This window comes from Yersinia sp. 2553 StPb PI (assembly GCF_052217105.1).
Lineage (GTDB): Bacteria > Pseudomonadota > Gammaproteobacteria > Enterobacterales > Enterobacteriaceae > Yersinia > Yersinia enterocolitica_E.
The window spans coordinates 158,922-183,206 of sequence record NZ_JAZGPX010000001.1; the positions used below are offsets into that span (position 1 = coordinate 158,922).

Consider the following 24,285-nt stretch of genomic DNA (forward strand, 5'->3'; position numbering starts at 1 on the left):
ATAACTTATTGATTTATTTGTAGCGTCGTATACGTCTGATGCTGGGAGGCTTTGTTGAATAATTCGGATTTAGATAAAAGCGCCTCTCGTCACTGACTTCCTCAGGCAATCCGCACACTTTCTGGCATCCCTGCACGCGTCATTTTGTTTAAGGCACGGATCATGGCCATAGTTTCTCCAACCTGCGCATCGTAATCCCTCAACGTAAGATGCCCACCAAACAGCTGTTTTACGCGGTACATCGCCGTTTCGGCCACTGAACGCCGGTTATAAGCCGTGTGCCATTTCCAGTACGCATTGCTCCCAGTAAGCCGTTGCCTCGCCACCGCCTGATTTCTGTCGGCATACTCCACCGGCCAGTAGCCGGCGCGCGTTCGCGGCGGGATAAGCGCCTTAATTTTCTTGCGCCGCAACTCGTCGTGGCACCGCTTTGTGTCATAAGCCCCGTCGGCACAGGCAGCCCTGATTTTCCTGTGCGTCTGACGGATAAGCCCCGGGAATGCCTCTGCATCAGTCACGTTGTTTAGGGACAGGTCAGCGCAGATAATCTCATGCGTATCAGCATCCACCGCCAGGTGCAGTTTCCGCCAGACGCGGCGCTTTTCCTGGCCGTGTTTTTTCACCTTCCACTCACCCTCACCGAAGACTTTTAAGCCGGTGGAATCGATAACCAGATGGGCAATTTCACCGCGTGTTGGGTTTTTGAAAGGGATGCTGACGGATTTAGCCCGCCTGCTGACGCAGGAATAATCCGGGCAACGGAGCGGGAGCTTCATTAGGGTAAAGATGGAGTCAATGAATCCCTGCGCAGCGCGAAGTGTGAGGCGAAAAACGCGTTTGAGCATCAGAACGGTTGAAATGGCCAGCTCAGAATAACGTTGCGGACGACCGCGTAAAGACGTGTTGGGCTCGTCATACCAGGCCTGAATGGCCGACTCATCAAGCCAGAATGTCAGTGAGCCCCGATTGACAAGCGCCTTGTTGTAGGTGGCCCAGTTGGTGATTTTGAACTTTTGTTTTGCCACGTGATATCGCTGCAGGATCAGGAGTGTGGTGATCTGATCCTAACTACGGCCAAAAGTTCGATTTATTCAACAACGCCTTGAATCGGTATCAACTTATTGAATACACGACTATCAGATTCAACTAATTGCCGGCAACACCGAAATTTTCTATGTGATTTTACAAAAAAAAGAATAAAGAAAATTCCTACAATAATATGTACTATATCCTATATTAAAAAAAATAAATTATAGCTAAAATCATAACAAGATATAAAAAAATTAAACATTAGTATTATACTCTGGCGTAGCCTACACTCCATATTTACGAAAGTAAAAATGGTTACCGAGAATGGTTCAATTACATTTAAAATTACTAATAGCTCCATCTGCTATGACTGAGCGTCCAGAAGCTGGCGGCTATACTGCCAACTTAGCCTCGGCTAATAATATGTTTGTCACTCGTTTGCATGATCGTTTGGGCGAAACTCAGTATATCGACGTATAGACTGGCGAACAGAAAGTAACCAGTATGTGGTTGCGTAACGACGGTAGGCATAACCGTTTTCGTTATTCTCAAGATCAACTGAGGACACAGGCTAACCGTTATGTGCTGCAATTAGGCGGAGATATTGCTCAGTGGAGCAATAACGACATGGACCGTTTCCATCTGGGCGTTATGGCTGGGTATGGTAACAGCAAAAGCACCACCATCTCGCAAGTGTCCGGTTACAACGCTAAAGGGTCAACTGACGGTTACAGCACCGGTGTCTACGGGACCTGGTATGCCACGAGGCCGATAAGTCTGGCTTATATGTCGACAGTTGTGCGCAATTCAGCTGGTTCAACAACACCGTTGACGGTTAAGATTTGAATACTGAAGAATATAACTCTAAGGGGATAACTGCCTCGGTTCAGAGTGGTTATACCTTCAAAATTGGTGAAAATGCCGCTAAAAATGCCACCTACTTTATCCAGCCTAAAAGTGCAGGTGATCTGGATGGGTGTGAAAGCCTTTATGAATGGCTATAGCAGCCAGGATAAAGGTAAAGACCGAGTATTTCAGCCATTTGTAGAAGCAAACTGGATCCATAATACCAAAGACTTTGGGTCACTATGGATAACGTGACAGTGAAGCAAGATGGGGCCGCCAATATCGGTGAATTAAAAGTGGGTGTTGAAGGCCAAATCAATAAAAAAATCAACCTGTGGGGTAATGTTGCCCAGCAAATCGGCAACAAAGGTTACAGTGATACCGCTGTAATGCTAGGTGTGAAATATAATTTCCAACCTAGATTTCTATATTAGATATAAGTAAATAAAAATCAGATGATTATGACCTGCTACAAATAGCTGAAATCTTAAGTTCTAATAAAATTAGCTGTCACTTTTTCTGGCAGGCTAATTGACTTTCCATTTATATAGCCGCTGTTTCCAGCGAAGCATTATTGGGGGAAGGCATGGCGCTTTTTGGCCTTTAGCAATGATGTTAACTACGGCTATATTTATCTTTCCGCGAGTTTTATTAGTAAATAATCATGATGTATTTCATTAGAAATAAATTAGATATAATAAACAAATGCTCATGCAGTATACATCACTATTTCGCAGTGGATTTTCTTATTTCCATTCATTAGTTAAAAATAAAAGGAATTTTTATATGAACTATTTTATCCTCAGTCAGTGCGGACTGATGTCTTTCTCTTTCAAAATACTATTGAATGATGTGCTATACCAACAGTCAGAAGACTCAGTAATAAGGGTTTACCGTTCTATTTCCTCACTGATAAAAAATATGGATGGGAAACTCAAGCTGATACTACTTGACATTACTGGATTCAAACATAGTGAAGTTCATGATCTATTAATTAAAATAAAGTCAGCCCACAATGTAGGGATTATTTTATTTTGTGACAACTACTCTGACCTGTCTAGCCTCCCTAATATATATCATGCAGTCATATACAGAAAAAGTAATATTCCTTACATTAAAAAAACAGTAGGAACAATATGTCACAACCGCTATGACGGTCATTTCATACCTCTTGATGACGAAAATCTTGTTAAAAATAAATTAACTAAACGAGAAAATGAAACATTACAATGTATTATATCAGGTTTAAATTCTGTTCAGATTTCAAAGAAGTTATCACTCAGTTATAAAACTGTCAGTGGCTATCGTCGTAGTATCTGTAGAAAATATGGCATTAACAACTTAAATGTTTATTATTTAAAATACAGAGAAAAAAATCAGTAGCCGCGTCGGTAGGGTTATGTCGCATTAAGGTGTTGTGAGGTAACATGCTGTTTTTTTTGATGTTACCTGACTATGTCTCTGATCCGAAAATACTTCAAACGCCCGCATTATCCTGTTGATATTATGGCTCAGTGTGTTCGCTGGTATTTGGCTTATGCCCTGAGCCTGCGTGATCTCGAGGAGATGATGACAGAGCGCGGTATTATCGTTGACCACTCCATGCTTCACCGTTGGGTCATCCGTTTGGTGCCCTTGCTGGATAAGGTATTTCGCCGACATAAACGCTCAGTAGGTCGTCGGTGGCGCATGGATGAAACTACATCAAAGTCAAAGGTCAGTGGAAATATCTGTACCGCGCGGTCGATACTGCAGGCCAGACCATCGACTTTTTGCCGACCGCCAAACGGGACGCGGCTTCCGCATTACGCTTCTTTCACAAAGCTATTCGGCATCACGGTGAACCTGAGATAGTGACCCTTGATAAAAGTGGTGCCAACACGGCCGCCTTGACCACACTCAATACCAACAAACCAGAAGAAGAAAGGATAACCATCAGGCAGAGCAAATACCTGAACAACCTTGTGGAGCAGGACCACCGTAATATCAAACGACGAATAAGGCCGATACTGGGGTTCAGCTCATTTCGGCGCGCGCAGACGATATTGGCCAGCATTGAGTTAGTGCACATGATACGCAAAGGACAACTTGATCATCCCGGTGGCGCCGCATTATCACCGGCGGAACAATTTTATCTGTTGGCCGCTGGAAAAATAGGCAGTGCTATTTTGCCGACCTCGCTCTGTTAATGCGACAAAACCAATTTAAGACCGTCTTCTCATTAATTTCTGTCTTTCTTTTCCTTTGGGATCCTTTTCGGTTTTTGAGGTAAAGCCCCGAATCCTCCCCACCTTACCCCCTTTTTCTGTGGATAAGGCTATATCTTGTGTTTTTCATCTCACCTTCATACACTATGAGGTTCCGAGAGGCAAAGGGGCACGGTATGACGGGCGTCTGTCGCGGCCTTTTTTTATTTTCTTTGCTCGGTATTTAATCCATTATAGAAAAATAACCGAATGATCCCGGATCCGATCAGGGAATTATTGCGCTCGGCTGAGCGTGACTTTTACGGCACAATGGTGATAACACTTGGCAATATTGAGGGCGCGTTGTCACATGACGGGTCATCAGTCCGACGATCGCGGAGATTAAAAACGTGAGCCTTATACCCCACGAACCGGAAAACTTTTCGCGTAGCGCGATCGGCAGTTATTTTGACTGGCAGGGCGCAGCCGAACTGCGCAACATGGCGCTACGGGCCAATCTTGGTACGCCGGCATACCTGTTAGCCCCGGAAGTGTCGGTGCTGCTCGGGTATTTTGCTGACTTACATCAACGGTTGCTGATGGAAACGCTGTGGAATACCGGGGCCCGGATTAATGAAGCTCTGTCCATCACCCCGGCCGACATTGAGCTGGACGGAGGCCGTCCTTTTATTGTGCTGCGTACACTCAAGCAGCGCCGGCGTAAACCTGGCCGGCCTACGAAAATAGAACAAGTTCAAGGATTTGACCGAGCTATCCCATTATCGGACCAAACTTATACACTTCGTTTGCGGGAATATCTGGCCACATTCAAACCCAAACGGCATGAGCCGCTGTGGCCTATCACCGATGACACGGCGCGTAACTGGCTCACCCGCGCGGTGGACAGTGCCGAACGTGACGGGATTGTGTTTCGGGTTAATCCGGTGACCACCAAAACTTTTCGACACAGTTACGCCATGCACCTGATCCAGCACAGTGTGCCCTTGAAAGTGGTCCAAGCTTTTATGGGCCATAAAGAGCTGAAGAGTACGGAAGTGTACACCAGAGTCTTTACCCTTGAGGTTGGCCAGCAGTTTGGCGTGCGGTTCAGTATGAATACGGATGATGCACGACGGCTGATCACGACCATTCCGACGCACAGTGAAGGTACATTCAAGCCTGTTCCCACCGATGTTCGCAAGGATAACGGCAGATAAATATGTTACGTATTGATTAATAAAAGCAATATACTTAATACTTAATACTTAATAGGTAATAGGTAATAATTAATACTTGTGATGTAATACGGGTAAATGATCGAACAGAGGATGGACAATGATCACGATTATCGGATGTAACAAAGGTGGCGCGGCCAAGACCACCACTGCCATCAATATCGCCATTGGCCTGGCACTGCGCGGGGAAGACGTTTGTCTGGTCGATGCTGATGTTCAGCGCTCCGCCTCGCGTTGGTATGCCGAGCGGGAACTCTCGGGACTCAAACCGGCCATCACCTTGATTGAGAAACGTGACAATATCTCCCAGACGCTAAAAAGTCTGGAGAATCGGTTCGGTCAGGTTATCGTCGATGTTGCTGGCCGTAACAGTCGGGAACTGATCACCGGCGGTACCGTTGCCCATCAAATTATTGCGCCACACCAGTGTTCCCAGTTAGATCTGGATACGCTGATGGAACTTCAGCAGCAACTGGAGAGCATGCGAGATTTGAATCCCGAATTAAAAGCGTGGTGTTATCAGACGATGGCGACAACTAATCCCTTGATACGGGGTACGGAACGCAATGAGTTTCTTGAGTATGTGAAAGAGTTCGATGGGCTGGTTCCTCTGAGTAGTGTCGGGTGCTACCGAAAAATTTATCGTGATGTGATGTCCGATGGGCGCTCAGTACTGGAAACCGACAATGACAATGCCAAAGCGGAAGTTTTGGCTTTGTTACAGGAGGTTTTCTGATGGCACTTAAAAAGCCCCAGTTGCGTAAAGAAGTGACTGAAGCAGACGCCGAAGCACTGGCGAACCGGTTGGCTGACAGACCTTACGGTGAAGAGAAAAAACCGTCCTTACAGCCTGAAACGCTAACCAGAACTACTATATCGTTACCTGAAGGCTTGCTGCGTGAGCTTGAAGATAGGGCTCTGGCCAATAAGCGTGCGGGAGTCGCGCCTAAAAATGTCAGTGCGTTGGTTCGCGAAGCCCTAGACGCGTATTTTAAAATGGAGTGATAAAACATAGAGTATAAAATAATAAATATGAAGTATGAAGTATGAAGTATGAAGTATGAAATTTTGGGTGTTAATAGTTTACAAGATTTTTGGCTTGGAGTGTTTTTCTAAGCCTTAAATTGGGCTAATAGTGTGACAATCTACCCTCAATATATAGAACGGTGTGTGACATATTGCCTTGAGCAACCAGGATTTCTGGATGACTGTGACATATGACCCTCACTCTGGTGAGCTATGTTAGATAATTGCTATATGTGCTGGTCTTTCATGGGGAAAAAAAAACTGCCGACGTACACATGGAGGGTTATTTGTCACACTTCAGTGTAGGAAAATACGATGTGAGTCGTCTTACGACCTGATTTTTTTTCAATATAATCAAGACTTATTGGCGTTCGTTTATTGATCTCTTCGACAATGGGATTGAGGAATCGGCGCCTGAAATCAGGCATTCGCGTATAGCTCTGTGGCAATTGATAGCGTTCAATCATCCATTTCACCCCCAGAATAGCGACCCCGGTCCCATCACTTCTTCTGTATTGGCATAATGACTCATAGAGTCGCATGGCATAGGGGCTGGTGATCTCTTTCGTTTCACCGAGACGAAACTGCGTAAATCGATTTTGTAAACCGATAAAGAAGGGAATGAGATACGGGTTTAAATGTACGCTGTACACGCCCCGAGCCGGACTGTGCGCACGCTTAATAAACCATGGATAGGACTCATAGCCTTTCTCGTCCCCTAAGTCTTCCTCCGGCCGGTAGAACAGTAGCCCGCCTACGGCGGGAGCTAAGACTCTGTTAGAGAATGTGTTTCTTCAGGCATCGTAGCTCGCTATAATTCCGTGTATGCACATACCTCGACCGGCAAAACTCCTCTTCCAGATTGATGATGGTTGGGGCCAGTTACTCACTAAACACGGTAACGTCGTCCCAGAATGGACCAAACTCGTCATCGAACGGATGCTTGCTTGCGGTACCGGGGCAATGGGCGTTCGCCGATATTGTTGTGCTTCCGCCCACTGTTCTCACACCAAATACTTCTGCCAAAGTTGCAAAAGCAAAGGGTGCAGCGCCTGTGGCATGAAGGCCACCGAGCAATGGATTGCTGAGCAACAGCATGTTCTCCCCGACTGTGAATGGCAGCACATTACCTTCACTATGCCCGATAAACTCTGGCCTGCCTTTGCCAACAACTGGCCTCTACTCAACAAACTCTTCGCCTGCGCCGCCAATACTCTGCTCAAATGGGCCAAAAAACTTGGTATCGAAATAGGCCTGTTTGTGGCCCTGCATACCTACGGTCGCCAGCTTAATCAGCATCCCCACATTCATCTGTCCGTCACCCGCGGGGGACTGTGTCTCAAACACGGTGTCTGGCGACCGGTTTACTTCAAAAAGAAAATCGTTGAACGTTACTGGCGTCAGGCCGTCATCGCCCTGTTGCGGGAAAGCTATGCAGAGCTGGACTTACCCGCTGCCGGCTATGAACACGTTCGGGATTATCGCGAGTGGTGCCAGTTTCTTGAGGTGCAGTTCCAGCGGCGCTGGAAAATCCACTTTGCCAAAAAGACAAAGCACGCCCGGCAAAACGTCAACTACCTGGGCCGTTATCTGAAACGGCCGCCCATTGCCGCCTCAAAGTTGCGCCATTACACCGGCGGAGCCGTTGTTCATCATTACTATGACCACCGGACTCAGCGGCACCGCACACAACGACTTAGCCAGGAAGAGATGCTGTGGCGCTATATCAGCCATATCCCGTCACGCCATTTTAAGATGGTCAGGTATTACGGTTTTCTGGCCAACCGCAAACGGGGTGAGTTATTGCCTAAGGTCTACACCGCCCTGGGGATTGAAATGAAGAAAAAACCGCAGAAACCGGGCTTTGCGTCGCTGATGAAACAATTTACCAATGTGGATCCTTACCAGTGCGTGTTGTGTGGTAGTCGGATGGTTTTTAACAGTGCGGAAGCCGGTATCCGTGCAGAAGAGTTATTGGCGCGACGTCGGCAGGAGTTCAAAACAGAGCGATGGTTGCGGCAGGCGGCATAGGGAAGATCTGCCTGAAATTTGGATTGGGCATCAAAATGGGGGTTATTTTAACCAATCGTCAACGTCGCGCTGCATGAGCTGACGAAACTCATGGCCCTATCACCCTATCTTGCCTCTAACCTAAGGGAAAAAAAGGGATCCAACTTCCTAACCATCAAGTCAACTACACCTCCGGTTGCAGGCCAGGTTTTGGCAGCGTGATTGGCCAACTTCATGTCACTAATGCGACAAAGCCAATCGCTAGGGGTCATGTGGGTTCACTGAAGAAGGGATGAATAGCCTCAGTTTTCATGACAACTCCATTTTTTGCAACAAGCACCGTTCTATTCGTTAGTGGCCTCACTATGCCCAGAATAAGGCCCCTTCGATTTTGTAGAATATTTTCAACAGAGCAGCGGAATGTACATCACAAAAAAACAGCATGTTACCGGACAACGCCTTAATGCGACAAAATCGCCCCTGTTAAATGGGAAATTTCTCACTGAATAGAGGCTGTATTCCTATATCAAGTTAATAATTATCGCCATATAATGCTGTCTTATATAACAATATCATTGTTGAGCGTTTATAGAAACATCGTGAGCCATACTTATCCCGTAGCCAATCAATAGAATTACTCAGTTAAGGACGACCGCCAAAGGTATTGTTTCTAATAAGATGTCCCCTAACATCGACTTGTCCGGCATTAGCTATTTAGGACTTTTTTACTATAATTTTATTGCGGCCCTTTTTGATGGTTTTTGTCTGTATTATTTCTTTGAATTACAGATATTGATGCCTTTATTGGTAGCACATGCCACAACCATACCGTAGCCCTTATAAAAGGCAACAATACCTTCCACAGGAACAGATAAATTAAATGTTAAAATTAACCCGTTGCCCTCATCCCAGCGATACTCGTAGGCGTAAATTTCTTCTGAGCACCCTGAGTACAGTCATCCTCTGTAGTATGGCCGGAATGGCTCACGCAGGCTCGTGTACTGGCTCGCTCGGTGTTTATACCTGTTCGGGAGTTCAGGATAGCGTAACCGATTCCACTCAGTACTTGTCAGGTTCACCGTTGTCAGTAACCACTGAGCCTAACTTCGGCATCGTTACCAGTTCAGACGAGGCGTTTAATCTGAATGGGACCGACGGTCTGAGCTTTACCGACGACAATGGTTCAACTATCACCGGACAGGAGGACGGGATTTTAGCACGAAACGACGGTGCAGGAGTGCTGTCAATCACTACCACTGGTACAGTCACCGGAACAAACCAGTTTGGCATTATGGCCACCAACGATGGCACGGACCTGACCATTGAGGCTGCCGATGTCTTTGGTGACGGTGCAGGCATTTATGCCATAAATAGAGGTACGGGGGTAACATCGATTACCACCACCGGTACGGTGTCTGGATACCAGTCCGGTATTCTCGCACGAAACGACGGTTCAGGTGCGCTGTCAATCACCAGCACCGGCACGGCAACGGGTACGGGTACGGATGGATATGGTATTTCTACTACCAACCTCGGCACAGACCTGACCATCCACGCCACTGATGTCTTTGGAGGTGATGTAGGCATTTTAGCCATCAACAGTGGCACTGGTGCGCTATCCATCACCAGCACTGGCACTGCAACTGGTACGGACGAGTCTGGTATTTATGCTTATAACCAAGGCACCGACCTGACCATCCAGGCCGCTGATGTCTCCGGAAACGTTGGTATTCTTGCTGAAAATCGCGGCACGGGGGTAACATCGATTACCACCACCGGTACGGTGACCGGCACAGCCCAGAGTGGCATTCAGGCGATAAACACCGGCCTTGGACCGGTCTCTGTCTCGGTGAACACTGGCAGTACGGTGCAAGGCGCTCTTACCGGTATTGACGTCAATTCGACCACGCCAATCGATATCACCAACGCCGGGACTGTCCGTAATTTATCAGGCAGCGCTTCAGATATCGCTATCCAGACCAGCGGAGCACAGGGAACCCTCACCAACAGTGGCCTGTTGCAGGGGACTGTTCAACTGAGCGATGAAGGCAACCGTGTCATTAACAACGCCGGCGGCTCTTGGGTCACCGCAGGTGGGACCAATGAGTTCGGCGCGCTGACAGCCAGCAATAGCCTGGTCAATAACGGCACCCTTATCGCCGCGAACGGGTCTGTAACTGACCCGGTGCAGACCACCACATTCAACAATGTTGGTACCTTCACCAACGCCAGCACCGGTATCCTGAGCATGGACAACGGCCGCGCGGGCGATGTCACCATCATTAACGGCGATTATGTGGGGAATGGCGGCAGCCTGCTGTTGAATACCGTGCTGGCTGATGATGCATCGGTCACCGATAAGTTGGTGGTGAACGGCAGTACTGCCGGAACCACGTATGTGGGTGTGAACAACCTCGGTGGCAGTGGTGCCGCAACGCTCAATGGTATTGAGTTAATACAGGTTAGCGGTGTTTCTGATGGGGAGTTTGTCAAAAATGGCCGTATTGTGGCGGGTGCCTATGATTACTTATTGGTGCGCGGTGCAGATACAAATGCCAGCAACTGGTATCTGACCAGTGTAATAACACCAACACCAACACCAACACCAACACCACCAACACTGCTTCAACGTCCGGAAGCTGGCAGCTATACCGCCAACCTGGCGGCAGTCAATAATATGTTTGTCACTACACTGCATGACCGCCTGGGTGAAACGCAGTACATTGATGCCCTGACCGGCGAGCAGAAAGTCACCAGCCTGTGGCTGCGTAATGAAGGCGGGCACAATCGTTCCCGTGATACCTCGGGTCAGTTGCGCACACAGGCTAACCGTTACGTGGTGCAACTGGGTGGCGATATTGCGCAATGGAGCAATAACGACAGGGACCGTTTCCATCTGGGCCTGATGGCCGGTTACGGCAACAGCAAGAGTACCACAGTGTCCAGTTTGTCGGGTTACAACGCCAAAGGGTCAACTGACGGTTACAGCACCGGCATTTACGGTACCTGGTATGCCAATGATGCCGACAAGTCTGGCTTATACGTGGACAGCTGGGCACAGTACAGCTGGTTTAACAACACCGTGGAGGGTCAGGATTTAGCGTCTGAAGAATACAAGTCCAAAGGGGTAACGGCTTCTGTTGAGAGTGGCTATACCTTTAAAGTGGGCGAGAATGCTGCTAAAAACGCCACGTACTTTATCCAGCCAAAAGCACAAGTGACGTGGATGGGTGTGAAAGCCGATGACCATAAAGAAGCCAACGGCACGAATGTGTCAGGTGAAGGTGATGGCAATATCCAGACCCGTTTGGGCGTGAAAGCGTTTATGAAGGGCTACAGTGACCAGGACAAAGGCAAAGACCGGGTATTCCAGCCGTTTGTTGAAGCGAACTGGGTCCATAATACCAACGATTTTGGTACTACAATGGATAGCGTGACCGTGAAACAAGACGGCGCAGCCAATATTGCGGAACTGAAAATGGGTGTTGAAGGGCAGCTCAATAAGCAAGTGAATCTGTGGGGCAATGTTGGTCAGCAAGTGGGCAACAAAGGCTACAGTGATACGGCGGTCATGTTAGGCGTTAAATATAACTTCTAAGAGTAATACCTCCTCACAGACAACAGTGTTTCGGCACTGTTGTCTGTGCTCTATCGGGTTCTGTCGCATTAAGGCGTGGTCAGGTAGTATGCTGTTTTTTTGGTTCTGTCGCATTAACGAAGAGAAGACGAAAGAATGGTAGATGTCTATTTTTTAGGCAGCCAACAGATAAAATTGTTCCGCCGGTAACAACGCTGCACCACCGGGATGATCAAATTGTCCTTTGCGTATCATGTGCACTAACTCAATGCCGGCCAATATCGTTTGCGCGCGCCGAAATGAGCTGAATCCCAGCATTGGCCTTGTTCGGGTTCTGTCGCATTAAGGCGTCGTCAGGTAAAATGCTGTTTTTTTACGATGTTGCCTGCCCATGTCTCTCATTCGAAAAGCCTTCCGTCGTCTGCATTACCCCACTGATGTTATCGCTCAGTGTGTTCGCTGGTATCTCGCTTATGCCCTGAGCCTGCGTAACCTCGAAGAGATGATGGCAGAGCGCGGTATTCTTGTTGACCACTCCACTCTGCATCGTTGGGTTATCCGCTTGGTACCGTTGTTAGATAAGGTTTTTCGCCGACACAAGCGCACAGTAGGTCGGCGGTGGCGCATGGATGAAACCTACATCAAAATCAAAGGCCAGTGGAAGTATCTGTATCGGGCGGTCGATACAGCAGGTCACACCATCGACTTTTTGCTGACCGCCAAACGGGACTCTGCAGCCGCATTACGCTTCTTTCGCAAGGCTATTCGCCATCACGGCGAACCCGAGGTTGTCACTATCGATAAAAGTGGGGCTAACACCGCAGCTTTGGCCACGCTCAACGCGGACAAACCCGATGAGGAAGCGATTACCGTCAGGCAAAGTAAGTACCTGAACAACCTGATTGAGCAAGATCACCGAAATATCAAACGTCGGAGTCGACCGATGCTGGGATTCAAATCGTTTCGGCGGGCAAAAACGATCCTGGCCGGCATCGAACTGAGCAACATGATACGAAAAGGGCAATATCAACATCCGCAAAGTGAGGGATTGTCACTCGCGGAACAATTCTATTTGCTGGCTGCCTAAATAACCGACAACGCAACTTTGGCCAACTTCATGTCACTAATGCGACAAAGCCTGTAAAGACGTACCCACTCTATGATCTCATCGAGCTGTTTGCTGTCTAGGTCAGGACAATTGGCATAAATAGCTGCTGCTACTGTGCCCTGCTTTCTTTCAGTTGTGGAGCCTACCCCTGTTTTACCGCCCATGCCCTGCTGACCTTCATCGGTAAGCACTCTCCGGCCCCCATTGGTAACAAACTGTTCAGCTTTAACTTCCATCGTTCTTTCCTTATCGGAGAGCATAAAATTGTGTGGGGCAATGACGTAACACGTTGATGGAATGGTCAGGCGTTCTTGAAAGATGCGATTGAGTTTCCTAACCATGAACAAAGCCGGATAGACAAACAAAAGGCCGCATGTGCGGCCTTTTATCACAGAGATTGCGGAGGTTCAGATATGAAATACCCTGCCCCCCCCCTCAGGAAACTCAACGGTCAGACTCAGTTTCCCGCCCATTGCCTCAATATAGCGTTTAAGCGTTGCCAGCTTAACATCGTTGCCGCGCTGTTCAATTTGGGTGATGGCCGGCTGGCTGACGCCCATCGATTCGGCTAAGGTTTTTTGAGAAAGCTGCAATTCCTCACGCATCAGCTGTAACCCTGTTTCAAGGATCATCTCTTCCACCATTTCTTTGATCCGTGCCTGGCTTTCTGGCGAACGAGACGCTATAGCTTCACGTAGTGTTTTCATTTTTGCTCCTCGTTAACGGTTAAATGTACGGTGAATTCTTCATCCGCTATGCGGATCATCGTGTCGTAAAATCGTTTGTCGTTACTTTTGTCGCCGGCGCATAACACGATGGCCTGACGTTTTGGGTCAAAAGCGAAGAAGGCGCGCACCGGTCGACCTGAATACTGCACGCGAAGCTCCTTCATGTTTTTATGCCTGGAACCTTTCACGCTATCAGCGTAGGGGCGCGACAGTTTGGGTCCATAGGTTTCGAGGTTAGATAAATCGGCGAGCACCTTTTCCTGCATCCCCTCTTCTTGCTCCTGTAGCCAGGCGTCAAATCTCGGGGTGAAAATCACAGTCCACAAAATTACGTCCTCATAAGGTGTAGCTTATGCTCTCAATATATAATCTGTAGCTTATTTTATCAAGATCATTTGTTAAGTTACTGTTCACTTTTAAAAAATAAGGTAGTTGCCCCATTCCCAGTTGGAGAGCATGAAATTGTATGGGGCACGCCATGATATTGGCCACATCATAGCAAGCTAGATTTGTAGTAAAAGCAGAATGTGGGTGAGAAAAACATGACCATTGCAGCGCAGACAGTCGTCCATTGCTTTCGTCACTGGCGGTATTGGCGGCACTGCTGACCGCACCGGACAGCGCCAGTGTCAGGCCGCTGCTTTTTTACTCGACGCTATGGGTTTGGCTGCTGTGATTTTCCGCCGCCACAATAGCGACATTCTTACCGCTCAGATTGATGTCTTTACCGGCTAACACCTCGGAGCCTTGCACCCTCAGGTCTTCACCGGCGGTCATATTGACATTGCCCAGTACGCTGCCCACCGTGCTGCCGACATTAGACATCGACTGACCGCTGTCGGTGACTTTGGTGCCGCTGCTTACGGTCGCGGGAAGGTGGAGATTTAGAGCTTAGAAGAAAAGCCCCCGGTTTTGGCCGGGGTTGTCGTTAAGGCTGATAATCTTCATACGGCTTTGTCGCATTAGTGACATGAAGTTGGCCAAAGTTGCGTTGTCGGTTATTTAGGCAGCCAGCAAATAGAATTGTTCCGCGAGTGACAATCCCTCACTTTGCGGATGTTGATATTGCCCTTTTCGTATCATGTTGCTCAGTTCGATGCCGGCCAGGATCGTTTTTGCCCGCCGAAACGATTTGAATCCCAGCATCGGTCGACTCCGACGTTTGATATTTCGGTGATCTTGCTCAATCAGGTTGTTCAGGTACTTACTTTGCCTGACGGTAATCGCTTCCTCATCGGGTTTGTCCGCGTTGAGCGTGGCCAAAGCTGCGGTGTTAGCCCCACTTTTATCGATAGTGACAACCTCGGGTTCGCCGTGATGGCGAATAGCCTTGCGAAAGAAGCGTAATGCGGCTGCAGAGTCCCGTTTGGCGGTCAGCAAAAAGTCGATGGTGTGACCTGCTGTATCGACCGCCCGATACAGATACTTCCACTGGCCTTTGATTTTGATGTAGGTTTCATCCATGCGCCACCGCCGACCTACTGTGCGCTTGTGTCGGCGAAAAACCTTATCTAACAACGGTACCAAGCGGATAACCCAACGATGCAGAGTGGAGTGGTCAACAAGAATACCGCGCTCTGCCATCATCTCTTCGAGGTTACGCAGGCTCAGGGCATAAGCGAGATACCAGCGAACACACTGAGCGATAACATCAGTGGGGTAATGCAGACGACGGAAGGCTTTTCGAATGAGAGACATGGGCAGGCAACATCGTAAAAAAACAGCATTTTACCTGACGACGCCTTAATGCGACAGAACCCAGAAAACAGCGTCGCTTCCTCTACAGTCAGACGACGACGGCCTTTGCACAAACGGTTAACCGTTGCGCGAGTCACGCCCATAATATCGGCCAGTTCTTCCTGCCCAATGGCTAATGGGGTTAAAAATTCTTCCTGCAAAATTTCGCCTACCGTAGTAGGTTCGCGAGTAGTGGTATCAAGCATAAATCCCCCTGCTAGGTGTCTTGATGAGGATCGAGGTAGATGCTTTCAGCATATCCGTCGTTCCATTGAAACATTAACCGCCATTGAATATTGACTCTCATACTTGACCAGCCATCAAACTGCCCTGAGAAACGCTTGTAGTAATTGACCCTACCCCAAAATCCTGTTCCATTCAGAAACAGAATTCCGGCATGATAAACACTCCCCTGAGTGGAGGTTGTGCCGATGAAAAAGTCACGATTCACCGAAGAACAGATTGTCTTTGCCCTGAAACAGGCCGAGCTGGGTACATCGGTACCTGAAGTCTGCCGTAAACTGGGTATCTCTGATGCCACCTTTTACACGTGGCGTAAAAAATACGGCGGAATTTCCCCTTCAGAGCTGAAGCACATGCGGCAGCTCGAAGAGGAAAATCTCAGGCTGAAGAGGCTGGTTGCTGATCTGAGCCTCGACAAGGCGATGCTACAGGATGTGCTGGCAAAAAAGAACTGACGCTGGCACGCCTGCGCGAATGGGTCAGGGATTTACAGGCCCGATACGGTGCCAGCGAAAGACAAATCTGTTTTGCGCTACGGCTCAGCCGCAGCTCGTTTAGATATCGTTCTGTTGCTGCCGATGATAGCGCACTGCGCCTGCGTATTCGTGAGATCACCGAAACGCGAATTCACTACGGATATCGCCGGGTACACGTGATGCTCCGGCGTGAGGGCTGGCGCGACAATCACAAACGGATCTACCGCCTCTACTGTGAGCAAGGGCTGTCGCTACGCCTCAAACTGCCACGTCGCAATAAATCTGCCCAGCAGCCGCAGCCTCAGCCTCAGGGCTTATATCCAAACCACGTCTGGGGCATGGATTTTGTTTCTGATGCGTTGTTTGACGGGCGACGACTACGCCTGTTGACGGTTATCGACCTTTACACCCGCTAATGCCTGGGGATCTGCGTGGGACAGAATCTGCGTTCAACAGAAGTGGCAGAGATGCTGAATCAGGCGTCCTTTACCGCAGTTGCTGAAAACCGATAATGGTTCTGAATTTGCAGGGAAAATGCTGGACAAGTGGGTGAATGAAAGAGGGATCAGGATCGACTTCTCACGCCCGGGAACACCGACGGACAACGCTACGGTGGAGTCCTTTAATGGCAGATTGCGGCAGGAATGTTTGAACGAGAACTGGTTCATGTCTCTGGAGGATGCACGGTGCAAAATCGAGGGCTGGCGGATACACTATAACCAGAGCCGTCCCCATTCTGCCCTGGGCTGGATGACTCCTTCTGAATTTGCCGAGAAATCTGCCGGTTGCCAGAATATGCAGCCAGAATGAAGCCGGTTATTCCTGATTATGAATGGATCACATACGAGGAGCGGGTCAGGATCCGACATTACTAAGTGAGCGTTGTATCTAATCCTGGGGGTAGGTCACTTAATATGTAGTAAAAACCGACACGACAAACATCTGTTGTCAAAATCTGCAGTGACTAACTTTCTCTATTTAACCTAACTTGATGGAAGAAAAGACGCATAATATTTCACGATAAATACCAGCAATGACAATAAGAAAGTTCGCCATAGATATTTTATCTATTTTCAGTAGAGTAACCTCACTGAAATTTTGGCGATTTCACCCTGAAATAAAAATAAAATATCAATATAAAACAATTAATTAATGATTTTTATTCGATGGCGAACTTTTATGGTTGGATAAGAAAATAAGCAGATTACAGCACTGATTTCAGTGGCAATTTCAGGCTGAAATCGCCACTGAGTTGATAGAATTACTGTGATAAATGTTTCTTCATTGTGTGCAAAATAAGTCGGTCAAGTTCTACCTGCAACTCTTTTGGCAAACGGCTAAACTCATAGCTAAAAGCGCGCCCCTTTATACGTTTTCTAGCGTATTTATCTTTTTCTTCAAAGTCCCATAATTTTTCAACAACAGCAGCCTGTTTTCCTGGTTTAGCTAAAATTTCGTCTAAAACATGTCGGAACGATTTGATTATTTCATTTTTCAGTTCATCAGAGACTAGTTCACTGGCATTATAAATTGTTTTTATTTGCTTCCTAACAGAATCAACAAATGTCTCTAGTTCGAGACTACGCAGCCGTAATTGTTCATCAATATCGAGCAATAATTTATAATCTGGATAGGTTAGTTCATATTGAACAGGGAAAAGCTCTAACATCATCTCAGGTACCGACGCGGCCTGAATAGCTCGGGTAACTTTCGCGGGAGATAAGCGTTCAGATTGGGCTATCTCTTTCTGGTTCATGCCTGAATCACGGAGAAGTAAAAGCCTTAATCCAATCTCACGTAAATTATGTTCTTTTGCGGTTTGAATATCAGCGGCGAGTTTTCTCGCATCATCCATATCAATATCATCCTGAGTAACCAAGACATTGAGATCGACATGGCAAATCAATGCGGCAGCTCTGCGACGTGAACCGTCGAGAATTTCAATCTTTCCATCAATTATACGTCCAATTGCCGGGAAAAATTGTTGAAGACGAATGGTTCTGATAATGTCCTGAAGTGATTCCTCCGTGACACCCGCTTGATCTCTGCCATTTGTGGCCAGAGATACAAATGAACGTTCAGCAATATCCTCTTCCGGAATGGTTTCGAACATGAATACAGCTTTTTTCCCTGAGGAAAGAGTGAATATTTGACGATAATTATCAGTTGATATATTGGACAAAGGAGAACCACTAAATGTCCGGCCGATGGTTGGGCGTTTTTTTGTCATGGGTTACCTCAGTTCATCCGAATAAATTCGATGCGATCGAATACAGCTTTAGCAAAATCTTCCGCTGCAGCACGAGCATTTTTTAATGCCTCACTACTACCAACATAGGTAGAGGGGTTGGCGGAAATAACCGTATCAAAAGATTCGCCACATCGTTCAAAACCATCAAGCCGTGGTAGGGCCACATCCAACATATCACCCCCAAATATCTCTTTGGCCAGACTATGACAAAGCTTGTGGTCAGATTTATTCTGCAATTTAGACATAAATCCTATATTGCCCTGAAGGGGATACTTAGCCCCTGATTTTGCAATCATCTCAATGAGTTCAGGAAGACGAGTGAGATATTTTAGAGTGGAGTGGAAATCGACCTGAGCAGGGGGGATCGGAGTCATAAGCAAGTTAGATGCAGCAATGGCATTACTCAGGAAAGCATCGAGATGTGGGCCACTATCAATAAAGATAAAATCATAATCCTTGTTGAGTTTATCAATAATGTTCTCTTTAAGAACGGTATAGATATTCTGGCCAGGCAAATTTTCGGTACACAGTTCTTTCCATTGCGATGCAATAAATGCATCTTCAATAGAAGCAGGGATAACATCAACTCCCGGCACAATAGAAGAAATGACAAATTCAGACAGAAGTTCTTCGCGGGTGACATTCTGTAGCATTGCCTGAGCAGAGGTTGTATCTACAGCCCCAATAGAACGAGAGTGATTTAGAAACATTGTAGCTGAAGATTGAGGATCAAGATCTATAACCAGAATTCTTAAATCTTCATAAAGTAGGTGAGGGTGGGCACGTAATCCATGAGCAAGAGAAACCGAACTTACTGTTTTCGATACACCACCTTTCAAATTACCAACAAAAATAGTGAAGGCTTCATCGTGGCGATCACTGTATTTAGGAACACCACGATGATGATATATATCTATAATATTTTGCAGTGACATTGCATATTTTATAGATGTTCCAGCCGGTTTCTTCAAAAACGTGTAACCTTGCTCTTCCATTTCGGTGACAGCATAGTCAACACTTGCACGTGTCAATTTAGGTAATTTGGCAACAGCAGCCTTGGCATAAGTCTGGAAATAAGTTGTTTCTTCCAGCTCTTCCTTTTGTTCCTTAATCTGTTTGGTCAGAAGAGTGAGCATATGTTCAGAGCGCTCGGCCACTCTATAGATTTGTTTAGTATTTACCGACACAAAACACCTCAACATGTAGCATTTAAGTATACATACAATAATGCTACATATAGACGTTTATGTAAAATATTTACTTAAAGACAAGATGATTTTTATCTTTAGTTTCAGATCCTCATTTCAGAATGAGTCCGTATACAAGAATGCCGATTGCGCTACACGAAATCTGAGATATTCTTAAGGGGTGAGGTCGCTACATTTTGATATAGAGCAGCATAAATGGATTTTGATATAACGTTTCTGAAACTAGCGATATTGTTTGGTTTTGGGTCAAGAGTAATCAGGACATCGTTCAGCCCTTGTACTCAGGATGCAGTTCTATCTCCAGGTAATGTGACGATTTACGTCCTGTGATTGATTAAGAATACGAATTACAGTGATAGAAGACTCGGATGGAACGAAGAAAATCACATGCTTTTCAATAGGAAGAGAAAAAATATTTTCACCCAACTCAGATCGTTGTGTACCAATTTCATGTCTGGCCAAAATATCAAATATGTCAGAAAAGCGAGCGACATATTCATCCGCCTTGGCTAAACCAAATTGTATCTGGCCATAAAGCCAAATATTTTCCAAATCATCAATTGCTTTCGGTGTCAGATTAATCTCTTTCATTCAGATTAACCCTTTCCTTTATTCTCTGCAGGAATACATCTTTGTTCCAGGTTTCTGGCGTACCGCTACTCACACCTTCAGCCAATAAGTCCCGTAATGATTGTAAATGGGATTCAGCCTGCTTTTCACGCAATAAACGCAAAGCATCACGGAGCACTTCGCTTTGAGTTCTATAATCACCTGAGCTAACCAGCGAGTCTATGAAGTCGCGAAGTTCCTCACCAATATCTACTGTCATTGTCCTAGCCATAAATACCTCACGTAAGACATAATCTTACATTCATTATAAGTCTATCTATTTTAATGTGCCAGTTAGTTTTTTAATTCAAAGTAGTAATACAAAGATATACATGAATTTCATCCTGCCCAAAATCTATGACATTTATACCCTAATGTCATAGTTAAAATTATGGTCATTTCCCCATTGGATCATCACCTATCTGTCATGTACATTATGATCATCACCTAAAAGTCACTTATGGGCAAAAAATGTACATTCACGGCTATCTCCGCGCCTCGACGAAAGAACAAGACGCACTCCGAGCCAAAAACCGGATGAAAGCCTTTATTGAAGAGAAAGGTTTTCGGATGGCCAGCTGGTACACCGAAAATGTGTCAGGGGCGTCACTCCAGCGGCCAGAACTTTTACGGTTACTCGATGATGCCGCCCCGGGTGACATTATTCTTATCGAACAAGTTGACCGATTATCGAGACTGGATGAAGCAGGGTGGCAAAAACTAAAATACCTTATCCAAGAAAAAAGGCTTGTTGTTGTCAGCCTGGATCTACCCACAAGTCATCAGGCACTGACTCTGAATGCACCTGATGAGTTTACTCTGGCCATGCTGACAGCCATCAATGGCATGATGCTGGATATGTTAGCGGCTATTGCGCGGAAAGATTACAGTGACCGACGCCGGCGCCAGCAAGAGGGGATAACCAAAGCCAAAGCGGCGGGGAAATTTAAGGGACGACAGGCAGATCGCCTTCTGCATGAGAAAATAATAGAGCTGCGCATCAAAAATGGCCAAAGTATCAGGGATACAGCAAGGCTCACGGGTGTATCTGAAAGAACAGTTATACGGATAGTGAACAAAGCCAAAGTGACTGTTGAAAGTAGCGAAATTAAATCGGTGATCGGACATTTTTAAAAACGGGTATTTTTTGGGAGTTTCCGGTGGGAGAGGGGTAAAGCCAATAACACGGGGACTCTGCGGGACGTGACGCCCCCGAAACACCCCGCGCCCCTGCCTTCAGACGAACGGTAACCCGCTGAGGCATAGCCTATTATAACAGGGGTCGCAGCGATAAACAGGCGAAGAGTCCGAGTTTGGCACTCTACAGGTAAATCCCAAAGGGGAGGATAAGTATAGAAGAGGGAGGGGCAACCGGAATTGACGAAATTGCACATTTAGGGGCTGCGGCACTTGTGACCCTGGCTTCTATTATGCAGTAGCGTACTCCAACCGTATTGTGGGGGTAAGCAGTAGCGGCAACGTATGCTTTAACACCGATGCGGGTTAGAAAATACCTGGGATTGGTGCCCGCTATAATTTATATTCATTTTTTGTAAATGGATTTAACTCAATGGACTGTGTATATGAACAATTTTATTAAAAAGAGTATTGGCGGATTATCTAAGCAGTACTACATTAGAAATTTCCTCTTTGGTATGTTGTTCTTCGGGGCCTTTGTATGGATAATAAGCACCTCAACGACCCCGATGAAATTCCCGCCCCTATTTATTTTCGCTATTAGTACGTTGCTATACCCATACTCACGATTTGTATATGAAACCCTAATAAACTCTATCATTGGGGATAATAGATTCTGGACTAACGCCATATTATTTCTCATGACAAAATTTATAATGATGGCACTATGTTGGGCTTTTGCCATTTTCATTGCACCCATTGGACTGATTGGTTTGTACTTCTATCATTCATACCAAGAAAGAAACCAAGGGTAACGCTTCAACGTTGAATGATTCAACATGGATGTTGAACTTTGCCCGCAAACAGTTAAGGATCGGGTATATCCTTGGCTAGATGTGTTGTTAATAGTCGCCCCAGTTAAGATAAATGTCGTTTTTGCAGCTTCGCTTCTGCTGGACCTCATCGGCTATTGATACTTCACCCTGACTCATAAATAAGATATTTCTCACTTAACTTGTCTTCTATGTGCGATATTTCCCACGCAATGACTTTATTGTCAGATATTTCCCACAAGATTGATTGATTATTTTCCTGGGATATTTAGTCTCATCAAAAACAGGTTGAAAATAACACCGCGACAGGCAGAATAGCCTCAAATTATAGTCTATCACTCTCCCCATATTCTGGGGCAAAGGCATTCCTGATGTCCCGTTTCTGCTATGGCCTATCCATGGTGAGCACAATATTGCCCATAACCCTTATTCCGCTCGCCAGTTATGGCGCGGAATTCCCCCCCGTTGAGCAAAGTATTCATCAACAGGCCCGGCAACGGGCACTGGAAGAGCGGTTGGCCCCCGCAACACCGGATGTGCGCTTATCAGCGCCAGCGGCCTCTTTGGGCCGTATTGTCTTCCCGGTTGAGCACCCCTGCTTTGCCATTGATCGTATAAAAATCAGTGGCGCAGAGCCATTACCTCGCTGGTTGCCACTGCAACGTATCGCCAATCAGGCGCAAGGCCAGTGTTTGGGCGGCCAGGGCATTAACCTGCTGATGAGCCAGATACAAAACCGCCTGATCGACCATGGCTATGTCACCACCCGGGTACTGGCCCCGCAGCAGGACTTAAACCGCGGCACGCTGGCGTTACACGTGGTGCCCGGCAAAATACGCCATGTTGAGCTGACGCCCGGCAGTGACCGCCATGTCACGTTGTTCAGTGCCTTCCCTGCCCGCCCTGGTAACCTGTTGGATTTGCGTGATATCGAGCAAGGACTGGAGAACCTGCAGCGCGTCCCCACCGTGCAAGCCAGTATGGAATTGATCCCGGGTGATGCCCCCGGCGAGACCGATATCGCCCTGAACTGGCAGCAGCGCAAAATGTGGCGGCTGGCGGCCTCACTGGATGACTCCGGCACCCGCAGCACCGGCCGTTATCAAGGTGGCGCAACCCTGTTTCTGGATAACCCGCTTTCACTGAGTGACCTGTTTTATGTCTCTGCGGGTGGCTCAATAAAAAATCGCGGCGACAAAGGCACCAATAACCTCACCGGCCATTACTCGCTGCCGTTCGGTTACTGGACCGCGGGCATCACCGCCAGCAGCTATGACGGCTTTGTCGCATTAGTGACATGAAGTTGGCCAAAGTTGCGTTGTCGGTTATTTAGGCAGCCAGCAAATAGAATTGTTCCGCGAGTGACAATCCCTCACTTTGCGGATGTTGATATTGCCCTTTTCGTATCATGTTGCTCAGTTCGATGCCGGCCAGGATCGTTTTTGCCCGCCGAAACGATTTGAATCCCAGCATCGGTCGACTCCGACGTTTGATATTTCGGTGATCTTGCTCAATCAGGTTGTTCAGGTACTTACTTTGCCTGACGGTAATCGCTTCCTCATCGGGTTTGTCCGCGTTGAGCGTGGCCAAAGCTGCGGTGTTAGCCCCACTTTTATCGATAGTGACAACCTCGGGTTCGCCGTGATGGCGAATAGCCTTGCGAAAGAAGCGTAATGCGGCTGCAGAGTCCCGTTTGGCGGTCAGCAAAAAGTCGATGGTGTGACCTGCTGTATCGACCGCCCGATACAGATACTTCCACTGGCCTTTGATTTTGATGTAGGTTTCATCCATGCGCCACCGCCGACCTACTGTGCGCTTGTGTCGGCGAAAAACCTTATCTAACAACGGTACCAAGCGGATAACCCAACGATGCAGAGTGGAGTGGTCAACAAGAATACCGCGCTCTGCCATCATCTCTTCGAGGTTACGCAGGCTCAGGGCATAAGCGAGATACCAGCGAACACACTGAGCGATAACATCAGTGGGGTAATGCAGACGACGGAAGGCTTTTCGAATGAGAGACATGGGCAGGCAACATCGTAAAAA

At 47.1% G+C, this 24,285-nt stretch carries 21 protein-coding genes and 6 pseudogenes; 12 read left to right on the forward strand and 15 right to left on the reverse strand.

The features are described 5' to 3' along the window. Window positions 1-101: 101 nt before the first annotated feature. Window positions 102-1,025 (reverse strand): IS5 family transposase, encoded by a 924-nt coding sequence (locus tag V2A84_RS00760; RefSeq protein ID WP_226717630.1) that lies wholly within the window; start codon window positions 1,023-1,025, stop codon window positions 102-104. A 370-nt stretch (window positions 1,026-1,395) separates the two neighbouring features. Between V2A84_RS00760 and V2A84_RS00765 the strand changes: the two are divergent. From V2A84_RS00765 to V2A84_RS00790, 6 genes and pseudogenes are all read left to right on the forward strand, one after another. Continuing rightward, a pseudogene (locus V2A84_RS00765) lies at window positions 1,396-2,309 on the forward strand (autotransporter outer membrane beta-barrel domain-containing protein); the annotation flags it as partial. 352 nt (window positions 2,310-2,661) lie between these two features. Then, the gene (locus tag V2A84_RS00770; RefSeq protein ID WP_442821522.1) at window positions 2,662-3,258 is read left to right on the forward strand and encodes a response regulator transcription factor; all 597 of its coding nucleotides are present in this window, start codon (window positions 2,662-2,664) and stop codon (window positions 3,256-3,258) included. A 72-nt stretch (window positions 3,259-3,330) separates the two neighbouring features. Continuing rightward, a protein-coding gene (locus V2A84_RS00775; RefSeq protein WP_442848493.1) for an IS6 family transposase occupies window positions 3,331-4,064 on the forward strand; the annotation gives its coding sequence in 2 pieces (ribosomal slippage) (window positions 3,331-3,574 and window positions 3,574-4,064; 735 coding nt in all). Between the two features lie 407 nt (window positions 4,065-4,471). Next, complete coding sequence (locus V2A84_RS00780) at window positions 4,472-5,278, forward strand: tyrosine-type recombinase/integrase (protein WP_442848494.1); 807 nt, start codon at window positions 4,472-4,474, stop codon at window positions 5,276-5,278. A 118-nt stretch (window positions 5,279-5,396) separates the two neighbouring features. Continuing rightward, window positions 5,397-6,032, forward strand: a complete 636-nt coding sequence (locus V2A84_RS00785; protein WP_442821526.1) for an AAA family ATPase — start codon at window positions 5,397-5,399, stop codon at window positions 6,030-6,032. Continuing rightward, a complete protein-coding gene (locus tag V2A84_RS00790) occupies window positions 6,032-6,301 on the forward strand; it encodes a hypothetical protein (RefSeq protein ID WP_420072592.1) in 270 nt (89 codons plus the stop codon). Before V2A84_RS00785 ends, V2A84_RS00790 begins: the two co-directional genes overlap by 1 nt. 311 nt (window positions 6,302-6,612) lie before the next feature. Here V2A84_RS00790 and V2A84_RS00795 read toward each other — a convergent pair. Next, window positions 6,613-7,071, reverse strand: a pseudogene (locus tag V2A84_RS00795) (RepB family plasmid replication initiator protein); the annotation flags it as partial. A 76-nt stretch (window positions 7,072-7,147) separates the two neighbouring features. Between V2A84_RS00795 and V2A84_RS00800 the strand changes: the two are divergent. Both V2A84_RS00800 and V2A84_RS00805 read left to right on the forward strand, forming a co-directional pair. After that, entirely contained in the window at window positions 7,148-8,353 is a 1,206-nt protein-coding gene (locus V2A84_RS00800) for an IS91 family transposase (RefSeq protein WP_442848495.1), read from the forward strand. Between the two features lie 859 nt (window positions 8,354-9,212). Continuing rightward, the gene (locus V2A84_RS00805) at window positions 9,213-11,930 is read left to right on the forward strand and encodes an autotransporter outer membrane beta-barrel domain-containing protein (protein ID WP_442848496.1); all 2,718 of its coding nucleotides are present in this window, start codon (window positions 9,213-9,215) and stop codon (window positions 11,928-11,930) included. 153 nt (window positions 11,931-12,083) lie between these two features. Here the strand turns inward: V2A84_RS00805 and V2A84_RS00810 are convergent. Next, window positions 12,084-12,245, reverse strand: a pseudogene (locus tag V2A84_RS00810) (IS6 family transposase); the annotation flags it as partial. Between the two features lie 55 nt (window positions 12,246-12,300). Between V2A84_RS00810 and V2A84_RS00815 the strand changes: the two are divergent. Next, window positions 12,301-12,996, forward strand: a complete 696-nt coding sequence (locus tag V2A84_RS00815; protein WP_442821523.1) for an IS6 family transposase — start codon at window positions 12,301-12,303, stop codon at window positions 12,994-12,996. On the opposite strand, the gene V2A84_RS00820 is transcribed toward V2A84_RS00815, so the two are convergent. The 7 genes and pseudogenes from V2A84_RS00820 to V2A84_RS00850 form a co-directional block, all read right to left on the reverse strand. Further along, window positions 12,993-13,253 carry a hypothetical protein gene (locus V2A84_RS00820; RefSeq protein ID WP_442848497.1) on the reverse strand — a complete coding sequence of 87 codons (261 nt, stop codon included), beginning with the start codon at window positions 13,251-13,253 and terminating at the stop codon, window positions 12,993-12,995. The two genes, V2A84_RS00815 and V2A84_RS00820, sit on opposite strands and share 4 nt — an antisense overlap. A 171-nt stretch (window positions 13,254-13,424) precedes the next feature. Next, window positions 13,425-13,724 carry a helix-turn-helix domain-containing protein gene (locus tag V2A84_RS00825; RefSeq protein WP_442821532.1) on the reverse strand — a complete coding sequence of 100 codons (300 nt, stop codon included), beginning with the start codon at window positions 13,722-13,724 and terminating at the stop codon, window positions 13,425-13,427. Further along, complete coding sequence (locus V2A84_RS00830; RefSeq protein ID WP_442821533.1) at window positions 13,721-14,071, reverse strand: type II toxin-antitoxin system RelE/ParE family toxin; 351 nt, start codon at window positions 14,069-14,071, stop codon at window positions 13,721-13,723. Before V2A84_RS00830 ends, V2A84_RS00825 begins: the two co-directional genes overlap by 4 nt. A gap of 223 nt (window positions 14,072-14,294) precedes the next feature. Beyond that, window positions 14,295-14,606 (reverse strand): annotated as a pseudogene (locus tag V2A84_RS00835) (hemagglutinin repeat-containing protein); the annotation flags it as partial. Between the two features lie 141 nt (window positions 14,607-14,747). After that, entirely contained in the window at window positions 14,748-15,443 is a 696-nt protein-coding gene (locus tag V2A84_RS00840) for an IS6 family transposase (protein WP_442821523.1), read from the reverse strand. Beyond that, entirely contained in the window at window positions 15,353-15,688 is a 336-nt protein-coding gene (locus V2A84_RS00845; protein ID WP_442848498.1) for a HigA family addiction module antitoxin, read from the reverse strand. Before V2A84_RS00845 ends, V2A84_RS00840 begins: the two co-directional genes overlap by 91 nt. An 11-nt stretch (window positions 15,689-15,699) precedes the next feature. After that, window positions 15,700-16,023 carry a type II toxin-antitoxin system RelE/ParE family toxin gene (locus V2A84_RS00850; protein WP_420804354.1) on the reverse strand — a complete coding sequence of 108 codons (324 nt, stop codon included), beginning with the start codon at window positions 16,021-16,023 and terminating at the stop codon, window positions 15,700-15,702. On the opposite strand from V2A84_RS00850, the pseudogene V2A84_RS00855 reads away from it, so the two are divergent. Beyond that, a pseudogene (locus V2A84_RS00855) lies at window positions 15,914-17,011 on the forward strand (IS3 family transposase). The gene V2A84_RS00850 and the pseudogene V2A84_RS00855 overlap by 110 nt on opposite strands. Before the next feature lie 451 nt (window positions 17,012-17,462). Here V2A84_RS00855 and V2A84_RS00860 read toward each other — a convergent pair. The 4 genes from V2A84_RS00860 to V2A84_RS00875 form a co-directional block, all read right to left on the reverse strand. Continuing rightward, the gene (locus V2A84_RS00860; protein WP_442821536.1) at window positions 17,463-18,431 is read right to left on the reverse strand and encodes a ParB family protein; all 969 of its coding nucleotides are present in this window, start codon (window positions 18,429-18,431) and stop codon (window positions 17,463-17,465) included. Between the two features lie 8 nt (window positions 18,432-18,439). Further along, window positions 18,440-19,654: an AAA family ATPase gene (locus V2A84_RS00865; protein ID WP_442821537.1), complete on the reverse strand. Its 1,215-nt coding sequence runs from the start codon at window positions 19,652-19,654 to the stop codon at window positions 18,440-18,442. A 300-nt stretch (window positions 19,655-19,954) separates the two neighbouring features. Then, a complete protein-coding gene (locus V2A84_RS00870; protein WP_050883276.1) occupies window positions 19,955-20,251 on the reverse strand; it encodes a type II toxin-antitoxin system RelE/ParE family toxin in 297 nt (98 codons plus the stop codon). Next, window positions 20,238-20,501, reverse strand: coding sequence for a type II toxin-antitoxin system ParD family antitoxin (locus tag V2A84_RS00875; RefSeq protein ID WP_050147638.1), 264 nt, complete (start codon window positions 20,499-20,501; stop codon window positions 20,238-20,240). Before V2A84_RS00875 ends, V2A84_RS00870 begins: the two co-directional genes overlap by 14 nt. Window positions 20,502-20,740: 239 nt before the next feature. On the opposite strand from V2A84_RS00875, the gene V2A84_RS00880 reads away from it, so the two are divergent. Further along, on the forward strand, window positions 20,741-21,403 hold the full coding sequence (locus V2A84_RS00880) for a recombinase family protein (protein WP_420073677.1): 663 nt from the start codon (window positions 20,741-20,743) through the stop codon (window positions 21,401-21,403). Between the two features lie 1,207 nt (window positions 21,404-22,610). After that, window positions 22,611-23,516: pseudogene (locus V2A84_RS00885) on the forward strand (ShlB/FhaC/HecB family hemolysin secretion/activation protein); the annotation flags it as partial. 52 nt (window positions 23,517-23,568) lie between these two features. Here V2A84_RS00885 and V2A84_RS00890 read toward each other — a convergent pair. Continuing rightward, window positions 23,569-24,264 carry an IS6 family transposase gene (locus tag V2A84_RS00890; RefSeq protein WP_442821523.1) on the reverse strand — a complete coding sequence of 232 codons (696 nt, stop codon included), beginning with the start codon at window positions 24,262-24,264 and terminating at the stop codon, window positions 23,569-23,571. Window positions 24,265-24,285: the final 21 nt, after the last annotated feature.

Coding starts and splice junctions, on each gene's coding strand:
- V2A84_RS00785 (WP_442821526.1), top strand. CDS start 5,397: ATGATCACGATTATCGGATGTAACAAAGGTGGCGCGGCCAAGACCACC.
- V2A84_RS00860 (WP_442821536.1), bottom strand. CDS start 18,431: ATGACAAAAAAACGCCCAACCATCGGCCGGACATTTAGTGGTTCTCCT.
- V2A84_RS00875 (WP_050147638.1), bottom strand. CDS start 20,501: ATGGCTAGGACAATGACAGTAGATATTGGTGAGGAACTTCGCGACTTC.
- V2A84_RS00770 (WP_442821522.1), top strand. CDS start 2,662: ATGAACTATTTTATCCTCAGTCAGTGCGGACTGATGTCTTTCTCTTTC.
- V2A84_RS00840 (WP_442821523.1), bottom strand. CDS start 15,443: ATGTCTCTCATTCGAAAAGCCTTCCGTCGTCTGCATTACCCCACTGAT.
- V2A84_RS00815 (WP_442821523.1), top strand. CDS start 12,301: ATGTCTCTCATTCGAAAAGCCTTCCGTCGTCTGCATTACCCCACTGAT.
- V2A84_RS00880 (WP_420073677.1), top strand. CDS start 20,741: ATGTACATTCACGGCTATCTCCGCGCCTCGACGAAAGAACAAGACGCA.
- V2A84_RS00805 (WP_442848496.1), top strand. CDS start 9,213: ATGTTAAAATTAACCCGTTGCCCTCATCCCAGCGATACTCGTAGGCGT.
- V2A84_RS00790 (WP_420072592.1), top strand. CDS start 6,032: ATGGCACTTAAAAAGCCCCAGTTGCGTAAAGAAGTGACTGAAGCAGAC.
- V2A84_RS00825 (WP_442821532.1), bottom strand. CDS start 13,724: ATGAAAACACTACGTGAAGCTATAGCGTCTCGTTCGCCAGAAAGCCAG.
- V2A84_RS00890 (WP_442821523.1), bottom strand. CDS start 24,264: ATGTCTCTCATTCGAAAAGCCTTCCGTCGTCTGCATTACCCCACTGAT.
- V2A84_RS00800 (WP_442848495.1), top strand. CDS start 7,148: ATGCACATACCTCGACCGGCAAAACTCCTCTTCCAGATTGATGATGGT.
- V2A84_RS00865 (WP_442821537.1), bottom strand. CDS start 19,654: ATGTTGAGGTGTTTTGTGTCGGTAAATACTAAACAAATCTATAGAGTG.
- V2A84_RS00845 (WP_442848498.1), bottom strand. CDS start 15,688: ATGCTTGATACCACTACTCGCGAACCTACTACGGTAGGCGAAATTTTG.
- V2A84_RS00870 (WP_050883276.1), bottom strand. CDS start 20,251: ATGAAAGAGATTAATCTGACACCGAAAGCAATTGATGATTTGGAAAAT.
- V2A84_RS00820 (WP_442848497.1), bottom strand. CDS start 13,253: ATGGAAGTTAAAGCTGAACAGTTTGTTACCAATGGGGGCCGGAGAGTG.